The sequence below is a fragment of the Ruminococcus sp. 1001136sp1 genome, from assembly GCF_039841815.1.
GTDB lineage: Bacteria > Bacillota > Clostridia > Lachnospirales > Lachnospiraceae > Blautia_A > Blautia_A faecis.
The window spans coordinates 1-22,182 of record NZ_JBDPGY010000012.1; the positions used below are offsets into that span (position 1 = coordinate 1).

Below are 22,182 nucleotides of genomic sequence, written 5' to 3' on the forward strand. Positions count from 1 at the left end.
TACTTACTCATTGCCACTGCTGTAGGTGGGTCAATTTTCCTCGTTAAAACTGGGTCAGTTTTAAGTATAAATCAACAAGATGGATGGATCTTATTAAAATTGGAAAATATATTGCAAGTAAACGAAAGTCCCTAGGGATGACACAAAAGCAACTGGCAGAAAAATTAGGTATGAGTGATAAGTCGGTTTCTAAATGGGAGCGAGGCGTTTGCCTTCCGGATGTATCTGTTTATAAAGAACTTTGTTCAATTCTTGGTATTAGCCTCAATGAGTTTCTGGCTGGAGAAGATATAGCCCAAGAGAACATGATTCAGAAGTCGGAAACAAATATCATTGAAGTGATCAAAGATAATATAAATAAGCAGAAATGTCTGAAGGTTATGAAATGTATATTAGTATTTATTTTTATTTGTGTGGTATCAGTAATCGGATTTACCATATACCGTTTGAAAAAACCACAGAATTACATTTCGCCTGTTGCAAAAGACAGTATAGAAATGCAGACAGCAGAACTGTTTGCTGGATCGGATGGAGTATTCGTATATAAGTTTATCACAACGGATAAATATAAAAAACTCAGATTACATATTTACCGATACGAATCAGGAAAATTGAGTGATCACGATAAAGTAGAAATGGGATTTGAAGATATTGCTTCGCCAAAAAGTGGTGAAATTGTAATGGTGCCGGATTTCGATAATTATGTAATTAAATTAATTGTTTCCGGAGATGGAAATAAGTTGTCAACTGAAATTCCTATTTTAGAAAATGTTGAAGATAGAGAATACTATGGCAGAACGGCAACTGAAATAAAAAATGTCGTAGACATTAAATACAATGAGCAACAGCCACTAATTGCTTTTGTTTATGATAACGACGAAATGAGTGTTCCAACTTTAGACGATTTTATAAATAGCAAAACAGATTTTCTTTCAAAAAATGATTATGTGTATTATGTGGCATTTGAATTTTGTAAGTAATAGACACATACATACGGAGAAATAATGACAATAATGGCTCTGACCAGGGTGACACGGAGCAACGATTATTTTGCGATGGATGAATCAATTAAAAAGCACAAAGAGAACTCGATTTTGAGTTCTCTTTGTGCTTTTTAATGATATAATTTTACTATGATTTTAAAGATACAAACCATACAAAAGTAGAAAGAAGTATATTTATGACATTTGGTGATAAAATTAGAAAGTTGCGAATAGAGAAAAAAATGACTCAACAAAAGCTGGGTGCTATGGTGGGCGTTTCTTATAGAACAATTCGAGCTTGGGAAGTTGATGGACGATATCCAAAGCAGAGCAGTTTATATCAAAAACTGGCAGATGCATTTCAGTGTCGGGTTTCTTATCCTATGAATGATGATGAAACCGTGTGCGTGGGTAATGATGAGCCAAGTGAATATTCTGGTGCTAAACAAGCAAGGCAGATTCTTGAACAGGCAGCTGCTTTATTTGCCAGTGGAACTATGACCAATGAGGACAAAACGATTTTCATGGATGGGATGACGAGACTTTATCTGGAATCAAAAAAGAACAGAAGAAAATGGTAAGAAAAAATGAACCGTTTTGTTTTCTTACTTGCTAGAAAAGAAGAATAGAACGTATAATAGTGTTAGTGATCCAGAGATATTTACTCTGGAAATAGAATTATTCGCACCGGTGGTGCGAGTATAGATTAGGAGTGAAAGAATGGTAGAAGATACTATGTTTTCCGGGGAATCGAAAAATATTGAGTACAAGGTATCCTTACCTGATAAAAGTGAAAAGTACATGAAGACAATCGTAGCTTTTGCCAATACACAGGGCGGCAAGCTGATTGTTGGAGTAGATGATAAAACACACCAGATTGTTGGTGTGGAAAATGATGTGTTGTTTCAGATGATGGACGGAATTGCCAATGCAGTTTCTGATTCCTGTGTGCCACAGATTATTCCTGATATTGAGCCACAGACAGTAGACGGGAAAACGGTCATTGTTGTATCAGTAGAAGCTGGAAAGAACAGACCGTATTATCTGAAATCAAAGGGAAAGGATAATGGTACTTATATCCGTGTTGCAGGTACATCAAGGCAGGCATTTCCAGAGAAGATAAAAGAACTGGAAATGGAAGGTGCCAGAATTTCATGGGATGAGCTTACCTGTGTAGGTTATCCTGTTTCAGAAGAAGCTACAGAGAAACTTTGCCAGGATATTGAAAGATTTCGGAAAAAAGCTGGAATGGCAGAACATTCTGTGAAGAAAGAGCAGCTGATAAACTGGAAGATCTTAAAGCAGAGTGAAGGACAGCTTCTGGCAACGAATGCCTATGCGTTGCTGACTTCAGAGTATTTTTCATTTTCTAAAACACAATGTGCGGTATTCAAGGGAACAGATCGAGCAGTGTTTCTGGATAAGAGAGAATTTACAGGACCGATTTATACACAAATCGAAGAAGCTGTAGATTTTGTATTGAGAAATATTCGACTTGGAGCAACAATTGACGGATTGGTGCGAAAAGAGAAATATGAGCTACCACCGGAAGCAATCAGGGAAATGATCATTAACGCCCATTGTCACCGTAACCTGTTGGATGAATCCTGTATTCAGGTCGCAGTTTATGATGACAGACTGGAAGTGACTTCTCCAGGCGGATTATATAACGGATTGACTTATGAGGAAGTCATGAATGGTCATTCGAAGATCCGGAATAAAGGCATTGCCAATATATTCAGTCAGATGGGACTTGTAGAGGCATGGGGAAGCGGAATAAAAAGAATCCTTAATGCTGCAGAAGAGTATGGACTTCCGGAGCCGAAATTTCAGGAATTCGATAATATGTTTCGGGTAGAGCTGTTTCGTAATTCATTTCCGATGATAAATGAAAAAGAAAACATCGGAGAAGCATCGGAGAAGCATCGGAGAAGCATCGGAGAAACATCGGAAGTAGCGTGGAGAACAGACCTCAACGATACACAGCAAAAGATTATAAAATTGCTTTCAGAAGATCATCAATTATCAGCGGTTAAGTTAGCTGAAAAAATCGGTGTTGCCAGTCGAAATATAGAGAACAATATTAAGAAGTTAAAAGAGTATGGTATTCTTATAAGACATGGCTCTCCAAAGAATGGTTACTGGGAGATTGTAGATAAAGATCTACAGGAGTGAGAAGTAAATTAGTCCAAGACTAGTCCAAGATATCTCAAGATTAGTCCAAGAGAATATATATATAAATAACAAAAATAGATTGACATTTTGTAGTAATCAGTAGTAAATTGTACTTGGGGAAGGGAAGTGATATGTTTGGCTAGAAAAACACCAAAAGATGGCAAAGAAGAAAACATACGAGTACGGGTGACTCCAGAACAAAAACAGAGACTTGTTGAGTATGCAGAAAGACACTATCAGAGCATGAGTGGTGTTGTATGTCAGGCATTGGATCTCCTGTACGCAAGAGAAGAACAACAAAATAACAAAGAGTAGAATGGAGTTATTTTGGAGTTTATTTCATCATAAGCGGTGCGAAAAGCACAAAATCAGAACGCATGTTTGAAATATAAGCCTCTAATAACAGCCTTTGCGTGTCATGAAACGCAGTCCGCAAAGGAGTTTGAATAAAAAAGTGAAATAAACAAAAAAGCGAAATTGGCTGTAGGATAGAATTCCTGCAGCCTCTTTTCGTGCAAAAAATAGTAGCTTTTACAGATTAGGACTGGTCGACTGGACAACGTCTTGGTACAATGTAATCAGTGAAACAATCCGCAGGTATGGTAGTCGGGGACTTTTGCCTCCGACATTATATATAAGTAACCCCATGTATGAAAAGAAGGAGAGGCCTCATGCAGGTATCAGATAAATTAATCAAACCACTGACAGAAGCGAAATATTTAAATGCAGATAATGTAAGCAGATATCGCTGTATTATGCGTATTTTTTTTGAACATTACGAGAAACTGAAATACTGGCTGTACCAGGAAGAGGTTTACGAAGAAATGATAAAGGATCCTTTTTTTGCAGATTACAGACCAGAGCAGTGTCAGCAGGATCTCACAATGTTGACAGAATGGAAGAATCTGAATACGATCCAGGATACGAAAAAGGTGGCATCCATTGAAGAATTTAAGAACAAAAAGTACCGCTATCAGATGACGGAATATAGTGTAGAGATAGAACGTCTGGTGCTTAGACTTGAGAACCTGTTCATTGAAGGTGCATCCTTAGAGCCCACATTATTGGAGCGGATACGAAGAGGTATAGAACGGTTTCCGGAGATGGTGGAAAGAGATAAAAATGAAGTATATACCTGGTGGACAGATCTGAATAATGATTTTGTACGCCTGAATCAGAATTATCAGGACTATATCAGAGATCTGAACAGTGTGCGGGCAGAAGAAATGATGCATACGAAACAGTTTCTGGTGTTTAAAGACCGGTTGATCGAATATCTGCGCAGCTTTATTAAGGGATTACAGAGAAATGTAGGTGTGATAGAAGAAAGCTTATGCATGCAGAAGGAAGAGATGAAAAATCAGGTATTTGAAAAAGTAGTTGATTATGAATTGTCGATACCGCGAATGGATGTAGAAGTATCGAAGGAAATGATCTGGCAGAAAGTTAAGGGCCGTTATCAAAGTATCTATGACTGGTTCGTAGGAAATGAAGGCCAGGAGAATGAAGCGGGAAAGCTTTTTGATGCGACAAATGACATTATTCGCAGGATCACAAGATATGCAGCGCAGTTAAGTGAAAAGAATGCATTGGGGGCTAACAGAAAAGAAGAATACCGCAAGGTGGCAGAATTATTTTTGCAATGCCAGGATATGGAAGAAGCCCACAAAATGTCTGCAATGGTATTTGGCATGGAGTGCCCGCAGCATATTGCCGGAGATCTGGTACGTGAAACGGATAGCATGAATATCGGAGTATACGAAGAACAACCCATGGAAATCAGTTTAAAGCCAAGGATACGTACATACAGGGAGAAATCCAGAAGAAGTGCGATCCGCGAATCAGCAGAGCAAAAGCAGGAAACAAGACGTAAAATGCTGGAAAAACAGAGAGAAGAAATGGAAAAATTGCAGGCGTTGGAAGTAAATGGAAGGATTCATTTTGGAGAATTACCAGTGCTGGAACCAAGAATCAGAGAGATCCTTTTGAAATGGCTGTCGGATGCCATGGAATCTGCGGATTTTTCTGCAAGAACGGATGATGGAAGAAGATACATATTAGACAGAAGCCGGGCAGATGAGACCTGTGTTGTGCATTGTCTGGATGGTAATTTTACTATGCCTGATTTGTCAATTGTATTTCAGGAGGAAACGTGATGAAGGAACTGGAGATCCTGTTAAATAAAAGATGGGTATTAAAATCCAGAGATAAGGAAACCTATTATAAATTAAGAGATGCCCTTGGAGAACTGCGTAAATTTACTACAGAGAAAATGGGCTGCCAGATCATTGACAATTCACTTCTGATAAAGATGGAGAAGATTCCGGTGATACCGGAAAGCTTTATGGGGATCCAGAAATTTTCCTCAAAAGAAGAATATGCATATCTCTGTATTCTGCTGATGTTTCTGGAAGACAGAGATGCACAGGAGCAGTTTATCATATCACAGCTGACGGAATATATTACAGCAAATCTGCCTGGGGAAATCTCCGACTGGACATTGTATACGAATAGAAGGAAGCTGATTCGTGTAATGAGATTTGCAGCAGATCAGGGGCTTATTGGAGTTACAGATGGAAAAGACGAGGCATTCATGGACGATGAAGGCGGAGAAGTGCTTTATGAAAATACAGGGGCATCCAGGTATTTTATGAAGAGCTTTTCAAAAGACATTATGGAATATACGAAACCGGAAGATTTTCAGGAAAGTGACTGGTTTGAAGTGGATGAAGACCGAGGCTTTGCAAGAAGACACAGGGTTTATAAAAGACTGATTTTTGCACCTGGTATGTACAAAGCGGATGGCTCATCGGAGGATTTTGAATATCTGAAATATTACGGACGCAGATTAAGCGAAGAACTGGAGCAGATATTTGACTGTCATGTGCACATTCATAAAGGAAGTGCATATCTGCTATCCGGAGACGACTGCAGGATGGGAACGGTATTTCCCGGCAATAATTCCATATCCGATATTTTGCTTTTGTGTTTTCGTGAAATACGCAAGAAAATTGAGAAGGGTCAATGGAAGACCGGATTGGATGAAACCTGTCTTATAGATCAGATTGAATTTGAAAATATGATAAAAGAAATGAAACAGGAATATGGAAGTGGATTTTCGAAAAATTATCGCGAGATGCCGGAAGGGGAATTTGTAAAAAGTGTGTTGGATGAGATGAAGTTGTGGATGTTCATAAGAAAAGAAGAACTCGCTCATCAGATAAAAATATGTCCGCTCACCGGAAAAATACAGGGAAGTTATCCGGAGGATTATATGGGAGGAAGAAATGATGAATAGCAGATGGCAGGCAAATAAGATCGGGCTGATTAATTTCTGGTATTATGACGAACAGGAATTCCCATTTGTGAAGGGAAGAATGCTCCTTCGAGGTTCAAACGGATCGGGAAAATCAGTAACCATGCAGAGTGTGGTGCCCCTTCTTCTGGATGGAAATATGAGTCCGGAACGACTGGATCCCTTCGGTTCCAGGGATCGTAAGATGAGCAGTTATCTTCTGGAAGAAGATGACGGACGTGAAGAACGCACTGGCTATCTGTATCTGGAGCTTAAAAGACAAAACAGTGACACATATTTAACAATTGGAATGGGTATCCGCGCAAGAAGAGGAAAGAATCTGGATAAATGGTATTTTAGTCTGACCGATGGAAGACGTATCGGTAAGGATTTCTTTTTATACAAGGATTCAGGAGAAAAGGTTACACTTTCCAAAAAAGAGCTGGAAAACAGGATTGGGGATGGCGGCCGCGTTATTGACAGACAGGTTGATTATATGGAATATGTGAACCGCCAGATTTTTGGATTTGAGACAACAGAAGAATATAAGGAAATGATAGATCTTTTGATTCAGCTGCGTACACCGAAGCTTTCCAAGGATTTTAAGCCATCTGTAATCAATGATATTTTAAGTGATTCCCTTCAGCCCCTGTCTGATGATGACCTGCGTCCTATGTCGGAAGCCATTGAAAATATGGATACCATGACCATGAATCTGAAAAACAGGAAAGAAGCCAGACAGGCAGCAGAAAAAATCCAGGCAGTATTTTCAAAATATAATCAGAAATTATTATATGAAAAAGCAGAACGCTGCGAACAGGCTGGACTAAATTTGGAAAATGCAAGGACGCGGCAAAATGAACAGGAGAAAAAGCTACGTGAATGCAGACAGAAGATAGAAGACTTGAAAATAGAACATCAGAATCTGGATGTGAAACGTGAGTCCATGGAGAAAGAGAAAGAATCTCTGAACAAAAGCGACGCGGTAGCATTGAAGCGAAGAGAAGCGGAGCTGATTACAGAATTAAACGGACAACAGAAAAACCTGGGAGAAAAGCAGAGATTCCTGGAGCAGAAACAGACTCAATATCAGGATGCACAGAATCAGATTAAAACAGAAGAAGACAGGAAATATGAGAAAGAAAAAGAACTGGAAGAGCTTATAGAAGAGATGCAGGATGAGGCTGATACCATGGCCTTTGAAGAGCATGCATTTATGAAGGAAGAGCTGGAAAAACATCCGGAAGAACCATACAAATTCAATTTACACCAGCAGCAATTTGATAACACAAAAGAAAAAATTAATGAGGGAACAGAGATACTGGCAGAGACAGATCGTCTGGAAAGACAGAAGGATGATCTGATAAAAGAAAGAGAAAGACGGATTCGTGAACTGGATACTCTTCAGAGAAAAGTGTCAGAACTGGAATCTGTATTTGTGCAGACACAGAATGAATGGAAAGAAGCATTGTATCAGTGGAACGGTGCAAACCAGGAGCTGGCATTAGAAAAAGAATTATTAAGAGAATTAAGTATATTTGCCGAAACGTATAAGGAATCCTCTGATTTTGCCGAGGTTCGTCAGAGGATTGCAGATGTATGGATCAAGAAAAATGGGGAAATCGAAGCTGAACTTTCGGTAAATGATACAGAGAGCCAGAATACAAAAAAGGAATTGGAAGAAGTAAGGGCTGATCTGGCTGAATGGGAGAATCAGAAAGAACCACAGCCGGAACGCTCAGAGGCAGTTATACGTAACCGTAAGAGACTGGATGCTCTTGGAATTCCATATCAGGAATTTTACAAGGTCATAGAATTTGGAGATAATCTGGAAGAAGAAGCCTGTAACCGTTTGGAAGAAGCTTTATTAAAGATGGGAATTCTGGATGCACTGGTAATAGATGAGCAATACAAAGAGCAGGTTCTGAAAACAGAAAAAGGATGTGAAGATCACTATCTGTTTGTCTGCAAGAACAGTCAGAAGAATTTGCAGCCGGACAGAAGTCTGTTAGATGTATTGGAACTGAATGAAGAAGTGAACGACATATTTTCCAATCAGCGTCTGACCGGAATTCTCGGAAGTATTGCATATGATAGTGAGAGCTTGTTTACGGTTGCAGAAGATGGAACTTACGGAATGGGAGTGCTTGCCGGAACTGTAACAGGAGAATATGAGGCAGGATTCCTTGGAACAAAGGCCCGTGAAAAACACAGACAGGCAAAGATAGAAGAGTGCAGACAGAGAATCACAGAGTTGGAAACCGCATTACAGCAGCTGGAGGAACTGCATAGAAAGCTGTCTGACAGAAAAGTTATTCTCAGAAAAGAATACGAGAATCTTCCGAAAGACACAGATATGAGAGAAGCACTTCGGATGCTGCAGGCCGAGGAACGAGAGTGCGAACAGCTGAAGCGAGAGAGTGATAAACTGGAATATCAGATCCGTGAACTGGCCGAGATACTGAAAGAAAAGAAAAAGAAAGCACTGGAAATTGCAGAAGCACTATATCTGACCTGTTCTTATGATATATTTAAAGAAGCAAAAAAAGCAGCAGAAGAATATGGAAAGCATTTGATCAGCCTGATTGCTGCACATGAAATGTATCTTAGAAGTCTGATGTATCTGAGAGAGCGAAAAGAACATCTGGAAGATCTGGATGCAGATATGGAACAGATACGGTATGATCTGCAGGAGATTCAAAAAGAAATCAGGAGAAAGACAGAAGAACAGGCTTCCATTCAGGAACAATTGCGTCTGACTGATTACGAAGAAATTAAAGAACGGCTTGATGCATGTATTAACTGGCTGCAGGAGTATCCGGAGCAATTACGTGTATGCGTAAGCAGACAGACGCATGAAGAAGACGAAGTAGGACAACTGACACTGCGCTTAGATGAAAACCAGAAGAAAATTGAAGAATATGAAAAGAAAACGAAATATTTTTCAGAATGCTATGATATGGAAAAGGCTTTGCATTATGTGGAAATACCAAAAGAGATACCGGAAGATGCCGCACATATCAGAAGTTATCTGGAATCAGATGTAAAAGCGCTGGATAAAGACAGTGTGATCCGCGATCTGAATAAGGTATATTTTGAAAACAGAGGCTTTCTTACAGACTATCATTTAATGCAGAATGAGTTGTTTACGGAAGAAGAACAAACGGAATTTCCTGCAAAACGACTGGACGTTTCGGCCAGATATCAAGGCGTAAAGATATCATTTGCCAGTCTTCTTTTGCATCTTGAAGAAGACATTACAGAGCTGGAGAATCTGATCAAAGATGGAGACCGGGAGTTGTTTGAAGACATTCTTGCCAATACGGTAAGCAGAAAAATCCGTGGAAAGATTAACGGTTCCAATACATGGGTACAGAAAATGAATTCCCTGATGAACGGTATGAATACCTCCAGCGGATTAAAGCTTAGCCTTAGATGGCGAAGTAAGACTGCAGAACAGGAAGACCAGCTGGATACGAAAGAACTGGTAGAATTACTGAAGAAAGATTATCGGCTGATGAGTGAAGATGAGGCAGCCAGATTGTCTGCCCATTTCCGTTCCAAAGTGGCAGAGGCACGAAGAAATGCGAAAGACAGTGCGGGAATGATATCCTTCTATCAGATCATGAAGGATACGCTGGATTACCGTAAATGGTTTGAATTCCAGCTGTTTTCCCAGAAAAACGGGGAACGTCAGAAGGAGCTGACAAATAGTGTATTCGGAACCTTCAGTGGCGGAGAAAAGGCAATGTCCATGTATGTACCGCTGTTTTCAGCAGTTGTGGCCAAGTATCAGGGAGGAAGAGAAGATGCACCGAGATTGATATCTCTGGACGAGGCATTTGCCGGAGTAGATAATAAAAATATTCGCGATATGTTCCGTCTGATGACAGAATTCCGGTTTGATTTTATTATTAACTCACAGGTTCTGTGGGGAGATTGTGATACGTTGGACGCATTGGCAATCTATCAGCTAATCCGTCCGGGAAATGCGAAATTTGTAACCGTTATGCCCTATTTATGGAATGGTCACAGGAAAGAATTGTTAGAACATGAGGATGAAGTAGAACAGAGAGGCATAGAGATTGGACAGGCAGAAGGAGTATAAATCTGAAAATAAAATGAAAGACTGTCTGACTTATTTTCACCTGAGCCCGGTCTGGGAGAAGGTTCTGAAAGGCTTCCGGGAGAAATATATTTCTTACGGAAGGTTTGGTGGGAAAGTAATTCTGAAGAATCTGAAACCAACAGATATTGAAGAACTGGAAGGATTTTTTGGAAAATCTTTTCACAGTCAGAAAAGTGTAACGGTGTCCTCAGAAAAATTCAGACAGGCGCTGGAAACAAGCAGATATAAAGAGATAACGCCGGAATCCCTGTTGGAGAATTTTTTTGAAGAGCCACTGCTTGGAAGACAGGAGCAAAAATCCTTACGGGAACAGGAAAAAGAGCGTATATGGGAGATTTTTCAGAGAGACTATGAAGGAACTCCTGTAGAGACAGCCTTAGAATCGTTGCGAAGCATTGTGAAAGACAACGGGAGTCAGGAACTGGCCAAATGGGACAAGATGCTGCGGCTTGGAGCAGAAATCTATAACAATCTGCCATATCGCAGCACAAAGATGTACCTTGCCGTATTTGCAGCTATGCGGACAGGCAATCCACATGCGTTTGATATTGGAACAGCAGATGGGAATTTTTTATATCAGATCATACAGATGGATTTGGAAATACGAAGAATTACAGTAGAGACATCTGCAATATTTCCTGCGTATAAGCGTCAGAAAAGTTATCTGCTGGCAGGAATCATGCTGGACGATGTTTCCAATTATACCATGCTGTATCAGGTGCAGGCTGTGAAAAAAGATGGAAATTATCATAAAGGTATGGCAGGTTTTGCGAAAGAACAGCATATTGTACAGGTTCCTCTTGCAGTGCTTACAGAATGGGATGCACTCTATTGTCCCCAAAATGAAATATATATTGTGGAAAATCCTTCGGTTTTTGCCATGCTTTGCGGAAAAGAAGAAACAGATCATAAGGAAAAAGCATATATGTGCATGAACGGTCAGCCAAGACTGGCAGGTTTGATGGCATTGGATTTACTTGCAAAATCCGAAACACGGATTTATTATGCAGGAGATCTGGATCCGGAAGGTGTGTTGATCGCACAGAAACTGTCACAGTATTATAAGGGCGAATTTTATTACTGGCATATGGAAGCCGCGGATTACGAAAGATGCAGGTCCAAAGAGGTCATATCACCTAAGCGGCTGAAAATACTGGAACGAATAACGGATGAAAGGTTAAAGCCGGTGGCAGCGCTGATCGGAAAATACAGGACAGCCGGATATCAGGAGATGCTGGCAGAAGATATGCTATAGAAATCAGATGAAGATCTTTTGAATGAAAAGGAGAAGTTATGAAGACACGGAAACGAATTTTGTCAATTGTATTAACAATTGCAACACTGCTTCTGCTTGTACTGGATATTCCTGTGACAGCAGCTGGGACGAAAAAGGTAGACGTTTTGTTTACCCATGATATTCATTCCCATTTGGACAGCTTTTCAACAATTGTAGATGGACAGCAAAAAGAAGTTGGCGGTTTTGCGAAAATAAAAACCCTGATGGATGAAAAGAAGAAAGACAATCCAGATACCCTGGTATTGGATGGCGGAGATTTTTCCATGGGTACATTGATCCAGACTGTATATGATACGGAGGCAGCGGAGCTTCGAATGCTGGGATATCTGGGGTATGATGTGACTACTTTTGGAAATCACGAATACGACTACCGGTCAAAGGGACTGGCAAATATGCTGAAAGCAGCCATAAATTCCGGTGAGACAGTGCCGGAGATCGTAGTGTGCAATGTGGATTGGGACGCTATGGAGAAAGATGGCTTAAAAGATGGGCAGAAGCAGATCAAAGAAGCGTTTGAAGCGTACGGCGTGAAAGATTATGTTGTGGTTCAAAAGGGTGATACGAGAATTGCTGTGGTTGGTGTATTTGGAAAAGATGCCCTGGAATGTGCGCCTACATGTGAACTTCTGTTTAAAGATCCGGTAGAAGCAGTAAAGCAGACGGTAGCTGAGATTAAGAAAAACGAGAATGTGGATATGATCGCATGTGTGTCTCACGGCGGAACCTGGGAGGACGAGGATAAGTCAGAGGATGAAATCCTTGCAAAAAAGGTGCCGGATCTGGATCTGATCATCAGTGGACATTCCCATACAGAGCTGAATGAAGCCATTAAGCATGGGAATACATATATTGTATCCTGCGGTGAGTATGGGAGAAATCTTGGATCACTTTCAATGACACAGAAGGAGGACGGGCGTTGGGAAATGACTTCCTATGAGCTGATTCCTGTGTCTGATGAGATCAAGCCGGATCAGGAAACACAGAAACGGATTGATGAATTAATGGATACAGTAGACACCAATTATCTTGCAGATTTTGGGTACACCAGGGATGAAGTTCTGGCTCAGAACGATATTGAATTTAACAGTCTGGAAGAGATGGGAACAAAGCATGAAGAACTGAATCTTGGCGATATTATGTCTGATGCGTATGTATATGCTGTGGAAAATTCAGAGTATTACGATGGGAATCCGGTAGACGTAGCGGTTGTGCCAAGCGGAACGGTCCGTGACACATATACAAAAGGCAATATTACAGTAGAGGATGTTTACAATTCTTTTTCTCTGGGAATTGGAAAAGACGGTGTAGCAGGATATCCTCTTATCAATGCATATCTGACAGGAAAAGAATTGAAGCTGGCAGCAGAAGTAGACGCTTCTGTTTCAGATTTTATGACAACTGCAAGATTGTATTGCAGCGGACTGAATTTTACATATAATCCTCATCGAATGATTCTGAATAAGGTGACGGACTGCTATCTGACCAGAGAAGATGGAGAAAGAATTGAAATTCAGGATGATAAGCTGTACCATGTTGTGACTGACTTGTATACAGGACAAATGCTTGGCTCTGTAATGAAAATGTCCTATGGTCTGCTGTCTCTTGAACCAAAGGATAAGAACGGGAATCCAATTGAAAATCTGGAAGATCAGGCAATCATGGAAGATGGCAGGGAATTGAAAGCGTGGGATGCTATTGCAAGATACATGCAGTCTTTTGAAGATACAGACGGGGATGGAATTGCTAATGTACCGGAATATTATGCAGTCACTCATAACCGTAAGGTTGTAGATGACAGCACAAATATTATTGATCTGGTGAAAAATCCCAATAGATTCTCAGTAATGATCGTGCTGATCTGCCTGCTCTTCCTTGTAATTATTATTCTTATTGTAGTCCTGATCCGAAAACTGGTCCGCAAGGCAAAAAAGAAAAGTATGTGATACTATCACAGAAATGGGGGGGAATAAAATCTGATATAATACTATAAACACCATAAAGTTACAAAAGGGGCTGTCAGGAAATAGACAGCCCCTTTTACGTTCAGAATCAATCTTCTTCCATCCATACCTTCATGGTTTTCAGAAGCTTTTGTTTCTCTGGAATACTCATTTTATGTACCTGCTCGGAAAGCTCGCGGTCCAGGGCAGTTTCACGGTATTCAGAATCAATTCTGCCAATCAGGGAATCCAGAGAGATGTTCAGCAGCCTTGCATAATAAATAAGGATACGCAGGGACATTGCAGTACGGTTATTCTCCACGTTGCTGATGTAGCCAGGAGTTACATTCAGAGCTTTGGCAACTTCTGCCTGGGTAAGCTTCATTTTGATTCGCAGTTCTTTCATTCGGGATCCTAAGTTTTCGTAATCAATCTGATTCATATTCGTTCTCCAATCTTTTTAACAGGTGCCGAACTGGCTTACCTGTGATTTTACACGTATTTAAGCTGCTTTCCAATTTGAACAAAATCTCCTGCAAATTCTGACGCACATCTTGCAGAAAACCCTTTTCAAACAGTTTCTTCAAACATGCTCTGGCAATCTATGGAACGGTTTCACCGCTTCCTGATTGCCTGCGGGTTCTTATATTATGGAACGACAGCTTCTTTATCCATAATATAAAGTATATAGAAAATATATGAAAAATGTAAGCTGTAAATTGTATGCTATTTATTTTATAGCTATATATCTGTTGTCGTTATTTTGACATTTCTGTCAGATACCCATATAATAAAAAGTGAAATTGGAAACAGGAATCGAACAGTTTGAGGTAATCACAAGATGCAGGATACATTTGAAATGCTGGAGGAGCTTTTGGAACAGGAGCAATTTGAATTGCTGTTTCCGAAAGAAAACGGAGCACAGGCTGAATGGGAATGTTATGAGACATATGAAAATAATGAGGGAAAACAGGGCGAAAAAGACAGCCTTGCCAGAGTGGGAAAAGAGAAAATTCCAGGTGATATCCGCCTTGTTTATTTGATGAATGATGCCGTAGAAAGCTTTCTCATTTTCCGGGACGCCAGACTTACAGGCTCTTATCTGGAGAATTATGAAGGCCCTCTGAAATCATCCTTAAGTCAGGAAGGGGATGAATATATACTGGTAGTATGGCAGGGGGAGAACGTAGTCACTCTGTTTTTCAGAATGCTGGATCTGGAGGTTTATCTTTATAACTATGGGGAGATCGGTCATTTCTGGGTGCCTGGATATGAATATCTGCGTCAGCTGGAATATCGGATCGCCATTGCAAGAGATAAGCTGGAATATCTGGGAGAAGAGTTTTGTACAGAAGAAGAAAGGGCACTTGTGCAGCTGGCGGACTTTCCACCGTTGAATTATTGTTGTTATCCGGCAGTGCCGAAACAGTATATTGTGCCAAAGGAAGACCCCTGGAAGCCGTCTGCAGCAGCATTTCAGGTAATGGAAGGGCTGGCAGAAGAAGCCCGGGATTTTTCGCTGCTTCGGTTGTTGCATGTTTATAAGAAATTTCCAGCTCCATTTATCGCCAGGATTTTTGCCAGGGCATTACACAAGAATAAGCATAGTGCAGTGATTGATCTTCTTACTGGAAAAATAAAAAACGCAGCGGCAGCTTATCCTGACCGGAATTTTGGAAATGAGGCTGATCAGCAGTTAAAAAGTCTGCTGTCAAAAGCAGGAAAACTGCAGGAAAAACTGGTCCGGGACGGAATCCATGCAGAGATATTAAGAGAAGAGCCCTTTACAACAGCCAGAGACAGCCTGGATTTTCAGGTTTTTCTCATGGTTTGGAAAAAGGGCTGGTGGAACCGCAGGGTGGAAATCCGAAAACTGTAAAAAAACTATCGTGCTTTAACACTTCTCAGAAAATAACAGATCGCCCACGCAATACTCATCCCCGCGGCGATTCCGAACGCGAAGAGAAAGGTATCTCTCCCATAGTTAAGTGCCTGCATGGGATTTCCCTCTACAATACTGCTCATGCAGTAATAAAGGGTACTTCCGGGAATTAACGGAATCACGGAAGTAACGAAAAAAGAAGTGGAAGTTTCCTTGCAGATTCTTGCCAGGATTTCCGCATACACATCTGCAATAAAACCAGCCAGCAGTGCCGGAAGAAAAACATTTCCCCACAGACTCTTCCCAAAGAGAAAGACCAGCCAGCTAAGAAAACCGCCGGCAGCAGCCAGAGGCAGATATTTGGTTTTCATGTGAAAAAGAAGACCAAAAGCCACAGATCCAATAGCTCCGGTAATCAGCTGTATAACCGTCATTGTGATCAAAGTCCAAACCTCCCAAAAAGAATAATTGCGCCCATAAAACCAAGCGCCAGTGCTGCTGCAAGAAGTAACGCGGCGATCAGCCTGATAATACCCGAAAGTGTATCACCAATGAGTACATCGCGGATCGCATTAGTTGACATAAGTCCTGGGATCAGAAGCATAATATCACCAATCATAATCTTATCCATGTGAAGGAAAGGACAGAGCAAAGTAAATCCGCAAATGGCGCAGCCTGTGAGAAAAGACGCTGCAAATTGGAAAGTAACCTCGTTCATACATACTGGTCTTAGATATTTTTGCAGGCTCCATATCAGGATTGCAGCAATGCCGGCAGTAATGGCATCCGGAATAGTGCCGCCGTAGAAAAGGGCAAAACTGCAGGCTGCAAGAACGCTTCCAAGCAGTTTCCAGAGAGGCTTAGGTCTGTTTGCATTGATCTTCTCAAATTCATTTCGCAGCTCCGCAGCAGAAACCGGATGACTGCAGAAACGGCGGCTCAGGTCATTGAGCTGCTCCAGCTTGGTGAAATCATTCCCCCCACATTCATGAATGCGCCGTGTCTGCGTCCGTGCGCCATCTCCGGGAAATTCCATAGTAATAACAATGCTGGACGTGATGACGAAAACGTTCATATGGGTAGCACCACAGGCATAACCCATCCGGTTCAGGGTGTCCTCCACCCGGAAAATTTCTGCGCCGCTGTTTAACAGTGCGTCGCCCATATCAAGAAAAACATGCAAATAATCTTTAGATGTCTGCATAAGGAATACTCCTTTAAGTTATAGAAAAGCCCTGACAGGTAGGATTCCTTTTCGCATCATTTTGCTCCGGGAATAACATAAGTATAAAGCTTAATGGCAGGCAATACAACCGTTAAATAATTGATTTCCGGAATTCTGTATTCCATAAAATGCTCGATTGTGCTAACATAGTGCATAGTAGATTACGAAATATTTTCAGGAGGAAATTTAAATGGGTTGTACTACAATTTTAGTTGGAAAAAAGGCATCTTATGATGGCTCTACCATGATCGCAAGAAATGATGATTCCGGTTCTGGACATTATATGCCCAAAAAATTTGTGGTGGTTCATCCACAGGAACAGCCGCGGAAATATAAATCTGTGATTTCTCATGTGGAAATTGATCTTCCAGATGATCCAATGGGCTATACATCTGTGCCAAATGCAGTAGACGGCGAAGGAATCTGGGCAGCTAGCGGTGTAAATGAGGCAAATGTGGGAATGACTGCTACAGAAACGATTACCTCCAATCCCCGGGTACTTGGCGCGGATCCTCTGGTAACCTATCAGCCTGCAAAGGACGGTAAGGAGGAAGCTGCCGGTGGAATCGGAGAGGAAGATATTGTGTCCATTGTTCTTCCATACATTCATAGCGCCCGCGAAGGTGTGATCCGTCTTGGAAGCATTCTGGAGAAATACGGAACCTATGAGATGAATGGAATTGCTTTCCAGGATCAAAACGAAATCTGGTGGCTGGAAACCATCGGCGGCCATCACTGGATGGCAAGAAAGGTTCCGGATGAGGCGTATGTGGTAATGCCAAATCAGCTTGGAATTGATAAATTTGACTTGGAAAAGGCATTGCGGGATCAGGAAAAATATCGGTGCCCATGTGAGGAATATGCGGATCTGGAATACATGTGTTCCGCTGACCTGAAAGAATTTATCAGCAAAAATCACCTGGATCTTTCCATGGATGGTGTACTGAATCCAAGAGATGCGTTCGGAAGCCATGACGATTCCGACCATGTTTATAATACTCCTCGTGCATGGTATATGCTGAGAAACCTGAATCCGAAGACAAAAATCTGGGATGGCGTAAATGCAGAATTTACTCCATATTCTGATGATCTGCCATGGTGCATGATTCCGGAAAAAAAGATTACTGTAGAGGATGTGAAATATGTATTGTCCTCCCATTATCAGGGAACCTCTTATGATCCATATGCTTCCTATGGAGAAAAAGAACAGCGCGGAGCATTCCGTTCTATCGGTGTGAACCGTACAGATTTCCTGTCTCTGATCCAGATGAGACCAGGCATGGAAAAGGACTGCAATATTCTGGAATGGGTTGCGTTTGCATCCAATGCATTTAATGTGCTGGTGCCGTTTTATGCCACAATTGATACCACTCCGGACTATTTTTCCAGCACCACCAGGGAAGTAACCACTGACAGCTTCTACTGGGTAAGCCGCATGATCGGTGCCATGGCAGATGCTTCTTATAAGAGCTCCATTTTCCATATTGAACGTTATCAGGAGCGTGTAATGTCAAAAGGCCACCAGCTGATTGGCAAGTATGACGCTCTTTTGGAAAAAGAGTCTGACGCAGTGAAGAGAATGTCCCTTCGCCATCAGGCTAACCAGGAAATTGTGGATATGGTGAAAAAAGAGGCTTCTGACACACTGGATAAAGTGCTTTATGAGCTGAGTAATCAGATGAAAAATGCTTATTCCAGGTCTGATGCGTAATGTCAGAGCCTTTTTCAAACACGCTCTAGAAACCTGTGGACAAATTTCTTTCAATTTAATATAATAAAGTGCAGAAAGCAGTTACATAGGGAACCGGAATGAAAATTAAGGAGGCTGGAATGACAATAAAAGAATGTTATGAGAAAGTTGGCTCAGATTACGATGGAGTTCTGAAAAGACTGGGAAGCGAAGCGCTTGTGAAAAGATTTGCGGTGAAATTTCTTAATGATCCAAGTTTTCAGGAGCTGACAGATGGTCTTGCCGCACAGGATGGAGAGAAAGCATTCCGTGCAGCCCATACCCTGAAGGGTGTGTGCCTGAACCTTGGATTTACAGAATTGTATAAGGTCAGTGCAGAGCTTACGGAGGTATTAAGAGGAAGAGAAACCGCAGGAAGTGATGAGCTTTACGCGCAGGTGAAAGAGCAGTACACGACCTTGACAGATGCTATCAGGGAACTGGCCGGTAATTAATGCCTGCTCCTATTCAGCAGATATCATCCCAAGAGATATTTTGTGAACTTCGTTTACAGAAAACCCAAGAAGTACGGCGCGAAAACATGGGAAACATGATTTCTGTGCATCGCGAAGAGTGTAACTATGAAGGAACGGAAGCGGAACTTATGGGCTGCCAGAAGCCATTGCGATTTTGTTTATCGTATTTTTGCATAAGTGGAAAAAGAATACACTGCTTAGTATTGGCGGTGGAACGATTTTGTATATGCTGCTGGTGCAGAGGGTGTTTTAGACCGTGTTTGAAAAAGTATTCCCGCAAATTGTGACGCACATCTTGCAGAAAGCCTTTTTCAAACACGCTCTGAAATTGGCAATACACCAAATCTAACATATCTAATCAGATATAGCAATATTCTATAACGAACTCAAGGTAAAATGAATTATACAAAATCCTCTTATCTTGCTATGATATGTTCAGACAAAAAAGAGAGAAAACATTTCTCTGAACGCGATTATACGAATCTGGAGGAAAATCATGGCAAGAGGAATCAATACAAAGTGTTTACATTTGGAAGAAGAGGAAGGCTGTTGTAACAATTATGGCTCTATCAGCTTTCCGATTTATCAGACAGCAACATATGAACATCCGGCAGTAGGTCAGAGCACAGGCTTTGATTACAGCAGACTGCAGAACCCAACCAGAGAGCATCTGGAAAAAATTGTAGCAACCTTGGAAAACGGAATTGACGCACTGGCTTTTTCCACTGGAATGGCAGCAATCACTCTGGTAATGGAGCTGTTTAAACCAGGAGACCATCTGATCATAGATGCAGACCTGTACGGCGGAAGCATCCGGCTTTTTGACAATGTTTCTTCGAAAAACGGGATCCATTTTTCCAGAATCGACTGTTGGAAAGGAAATGTGGAAAGTTATGTAAACGAAAACACAAAAGCAATTTATATTGAAACTCCAACCAACCCCATGATGAATGTCACTGATATTGCGGCACTTGCAGAAATTGCAAAAAGACATAATCTCCTTCTCATAGTAGACAATACATTTTTATCTCCATATTTCCAGAATCCACTGGAACTGGGAGCGGACATTGTAGTGCACAGCGGAACCAAATTTCTGGGCGGACATAATGATACCCTGGCAGGATTTCTGGTAACCAACAGAGAGGATATCAGTGAAAAGCTTCGTTTTCTTATTAAAACCACAGGCTCCGGCCTGGCTCCTTTTGACAGCTGGCTGATCCTCCGCGGTATCAAAACTCTTGGAATCCGCATGGAGCAGGCACAGAAAAATGCTTTCAAAATCGCAGAATGGCTGAAAACAAAGAGCGCAGTGACCAGAGTAATCTATCCGGGATTACCAGATCACCCGGGATATGAGATTATGAAAAAGCAGGCCAGAGGATTTGGCTCCATGCTTACCTTCCAGCTGGAAAGCAAGGAGTTTGCCCTTTCTGTTCTGGAAAAAGTGCGGATGATCAAGTTTGCAGAAAGTCTTGGTGGTGTGGAGACGTTGATCACATATCCAACTACCCAGACGCATGCGGATGTGCCGAAGGAGATACGGGAACGCAACGGAATTACAGAGGCAACCCTTCGCCTCTCTGTTGGAATCGAGGATGCCCAGGATCTTCTTGATGAATTTGAAAAAGTATTTGCAGAAACAGAGGAAGAATTATATGGCGGAAAGAAATCTTGATTTTGATAAAGTGATTAACAGAAAAAATACCAGATGTCTGAAATATGATTTTGCAGTAAAAAGGGGCAAGCCGGCAGATGTGCTGCCTCTTTGGGTCGCAGACATGGATTTTGAGACCTCTTCTTATATTGAAGATGCGCTGGTGGCGCGTGCAAAAGAGGGGATTTTCGGATACAGTGAGGTGCAGACTCCTTATTTTGAAATCATTGCAAACTGGATGAAGCTCCACCACAACTGGGAGATCCAGGAGGATTGGCTGATTAAAACCCCAGGCGTTGTTTTTGCCCTGGCGATGGCAGTAAAAGCATACACGCAGCCAGGAGACAGTGTGCTGATCCAGCTTCCCGTTTATTATCCTTTTTCAGAAGTTATTCAGGACAATGGCAGAAAAGTAGTGAGCAGCAATCTTTATCAGGGAGAAGACAACCGTTATCACATCGATTTTCAGGATTTTGAGAAGAAAATCGTGGAGGAAAATGTAAAACTGTTTTTCCTGTGCAATCCGCACAATCCGGTGGGAAGAGTGTGGAGCGCAGAAGAATTGGAAAAAATAGGAGATATCTGCGTAAAGAATGGTGTGACCGTTGTCAGTGATGAAATCCATCAGGATTTTGTTTTTAAGGGAAAGCATCAGGTGTTTGCCAGTCTGAAAAAGGAGTTTCAGGATATTTCCATTACCTGCACTTCCCCAAGTAAAACTTTCAATCTTGCAAGTATGATGATTTCCAATATTTTTATTCCCAATCCGGAGCTTCGCCGAAAATTCCGGAAGCAGCTGGATGCGGCAGGAACCAGCCAGCTCGGGGTTCTGGGACTGGTGGCAACAGAGGCTGCTTATTCCAAAGGTGAAGAGTGGTACCAGGCAATGCATGCTTATGTGGAGGCGAATATCAATTACACAAAAGAGTATGTGGAAAAATATCTGCCTGGGGTGAAGATGACAGATCTGGAAGGCACGTATCTGGTGTGGCTGGACTTCCGTGAGACAGGCCTGACTGTTGAGGAACTGGAGGATTTGATCCTTAATAAGGCCAGACTTTGGCTTGACAGTGGAAAGATTTTCGGAAAAGCAGGCGAAGGATTCCAGAGGATTAATGTGGCGTGTCCAAGGGCAACGCTGACGGAGGCGTTGGAGCGGATTAGAAAAGCGTGTTACTGTTCACTCCGTTCACAGTAACACGCTTCGCGATGCACAGAAATCATGCTTTGCATGATTTCGCGCCGCAACTCTCGGGTTTTCTGTGAACTTTGTTCACAAAAAACACCTCGCGGAATGCTACCAGTGAACAGTAACTAGAAAAGCACTTTAAATGGAGATATTTTTACTTTTTGTTGTGTATAGCGCATAGGAATGGTAAAATAGAAAAAACATTTTG

The 22,182-nt window shown here is 41.5% G+C and carries 17 protein-coding genes and 1 pseudogene; 15 read left to right on the forward strand and 3 right to left on the reverse strand.

Going from position 1 to position 22,182, the window contains the following annotated elements; genetic code table 11:
• Positions 1-83: 83 nt before the first annotated feature.
• From ABHC48_RS11850 to ABHC48_RS11890, 9 genes are all read left to right on the forward strand, one after another.
• Positions 84-980, forward strand: coding sequence for a helix-turn-helix transcriptional regulator (locus tag ABHC48_RS11850; protein ID WP_187566093.1), 897 nt, complete (start codon positions 84-86; stop codon positions 978-980).
• 200 nt (positions 981-1,180) lie between these two features.
• Positions 1,181-1,564, forward strand: a complete 384-nt coding sequence (locus ABHC48_RS11855) for a helix-turn-helix transcriptional regulator (RefSeq protein WP_187566094.1) — start codon at positions 1,181-1,183, stop codon at positions 1,562-1,564.
• Between the two features lie 139 nt (positions 1,565-1,703).
• Positions 1,704-3,158: a helix-turn-helix domain-containing protein gene (locus tag ABHC48_RS11860; protein ID WP_187566095.1), complete on the forward strand. Its 1,455-nt coding sequence runs from the start codon at positions 1,704-1,706 to the stop codon at positions 3,156-3,158.
• A 135-nt stretch (positions 3,159-3,293) separates the two neighbouring features.
• On the forward strand, positions 3,294-3,473 hold the full coding sequence (locus ABHC48_RS11865; protein ID WP_028086473.1) for a hypothetical protein: 180 nt from the start codon (positions 3,294-3,296) through the stop codon (positions 3,471-3,473).
• Between the two features lie 356 nt (positions 3,474-3,829).
• Positions 3,830-5,314 (forward strand): TIGR02677 family protein, encoded by a 1,485-nt coding sequence (locus ABHC48_RS11870; RefSeq protein ID WP_195699610.1) that lies wholly within the window; start codon positions 3,830-3,832, stop codon positions 5,312-5,314.
• Complete coding sequence (locus ABHC48_RS11875; RefSeq protein ID WP_187566097.1) at positions 5,314-6,456, forward strand: TIGR02678 family protein; 1,143 nt, start codon at positions 5,314-5,316, stop codon at positions 6,454-6,456. Before ABHC48_RS11870 ends, ABHC48_RS11875 begins: the two co-directional genes overlap by 1 nt.
• Complete coding sequence (locus tag ABHC48_RS11880; protein ID WP_243284518.1) at positions 6,446-10,561, forward strand: TIGR02680 family protein; 4,116 nt, start codon at positions 6,446-6,448, stop codon at positions 10,559-10,561. Before ABHC48_RS11875 ends, ABHC48_RS11880 begins: the two co-directional genes overlap by 11 nt.
• Complete coding sequence (locus tag ABHC48_RS11885) at positions 10,539-11,837, forward strand: TIGR02679 domain-containing protein (protein ID WP_195699611.1); 1,299 nt, start codon at positions 10,539-10,541, stop codon at positions 11,835-11,837. Before ABHC48_RS11880 ends, ABHC48_RS11885 begins: the two co-directional genes overlap by 23 nt.
• Before the next feature lie 38 nt (positions 11,838-11,875).
• The gene (locus tag ABHC48_RS11890) at positions 11,876-13,822 is read left to right on the forward strand and encodes a bifunctional UDP-sugar hydrolase/5'-nucleotidase (protein WP_195699612.1); all 1,947 of its coding nucleotides are present in this window, start codon (positions 11,876-11,878) and stop codon (positions 13,820-13,822) included.
• 106 nt (positions 13,823-13,928) lie between these two features.
• On the opposite strand, the gene ABHC48_RS11895 is transcribed toward ABHC48_RS11890, so the two are convergent.
• Entirely contained in the window at positions 13,929-14,261 is a 333-nt protein-coding gene (locus tag ABHC48_RS11895) for a helix-turn-helix transcriptional regulator (protein ID WP_173715800.1), read from the reverse strand.
• Between the two features lie 399 nt (positions 14,262-14,660).
• On the opposite strand from ABHC48_RS11895, the gene ABHC48_RS11900 reads away from it, so the two are divergent.
• Positions 14,661-15,698, forward strand: a complete 1,038-nt coding sequence (locus ABHC48_RS11900; RefSeq protein ID WP_195699613.1) for a DUF3878 family protein — start codon at positions 14,661-14,663, stop codon at positions 15,696-15,698.
• Positions 15,699-15,703: 5 nt separating this feature from the next.
• On the opposite strand, the gene ABHC48_RS11905 is transcribed toward ABHC48_RS11900, so the two are convergent.
• On the reverse strand, positions 15,704-16,135 hold the full coding sequence (locus ABHC48_RS11905) for a threonine/serine exporter family protein (RefSeq protein ID WP_195699653.1): 432 nt from the start codon (positions 16,133-16,135) through the stop codon (positions 15,704-15,706).
• A 5-nt stretch (positions 16,136-16,140) separates the two neighbouring features.
• Positions 16,141-16,905, reverse strand: a complete 765-nt coding sequence (locus ABHC48_RS11910) for a threonine/serine exporter family protein (RefSeq protein WP_173715802.1) — start codon at positions 16,903-16,905, stop codon at positions 16,141-16,143.
• Positions 16,906-17,116: 211 nt separating this feature from the next.
• Here ABHC48_RS11910 and ABHC48_RS11915 point away from each other — a divergent pair, with 211 nt between their 5' ends.
• The 5 genes and pseudogenes from ABHC48_RS11915 to ABHC48_RS11935 all read left to right on the forward strand — a co-directional run bounded on the left by ABHC48_RS11915 (position 17,117) and on the right by ABHC48_RS11935 (position 21,983).
• Positions 17,117-18,637, forward strand: a complete 1,521-nt coding sequence (locus ABHC48_RS11915; protein ID WP_195699614.1) for a C69 family dipeptidase — start codon at positions 17,117-17,119, stop codon at positions 18,635-18,637.
• Between the two features lie 119 nt (positions 18,638-18,756).
• Positions 18,757-19,110, forward strand: coding sequence for an Hpt domain-containing protein (locus ABHC48_RS11920; protein WP_148462144.1), 354 nt, complete (start codon positions 18,757-18,759; stop codon positions 19,108-19,110).
• Between the two features lie 148 nt (positions 19,111-19,258).
• A pseudogene (locus ABHC48_RS11925) lies at positions 19,259-19,384 on the forward strand (AzlD domain-containing protein); the annotation flags it as partial.
• Positions 19,385-19,627: 243 nt separating this feature from the next.
• Positions 19,628-20,806: a PLP-dependent aspartate aminotransferase family protein gene (locus ABHC48_RS11930; protein WP_195699615.1), complete on the forward strand. Its 1,179-nt coding sequence runs from the start codon at positions 19,628-19,630 to the stop codon at positions 20,804-20,806.
• Entirely contained in the window at positions 20,787-21,983 is a 1,197-nt protein-coding gene (locus ABHC48_RS11935) for a MalY/PatB family protein (RefSeq protein ID WP_195699616.1), read from the forward strand. Before ABHC48_RS11930 ends, ABHC48_RS11935 begins: the two co-directional genes overlap by 20 nt.
• Positions 21,984-22,182: the final 199 nt, after the last annotated feature.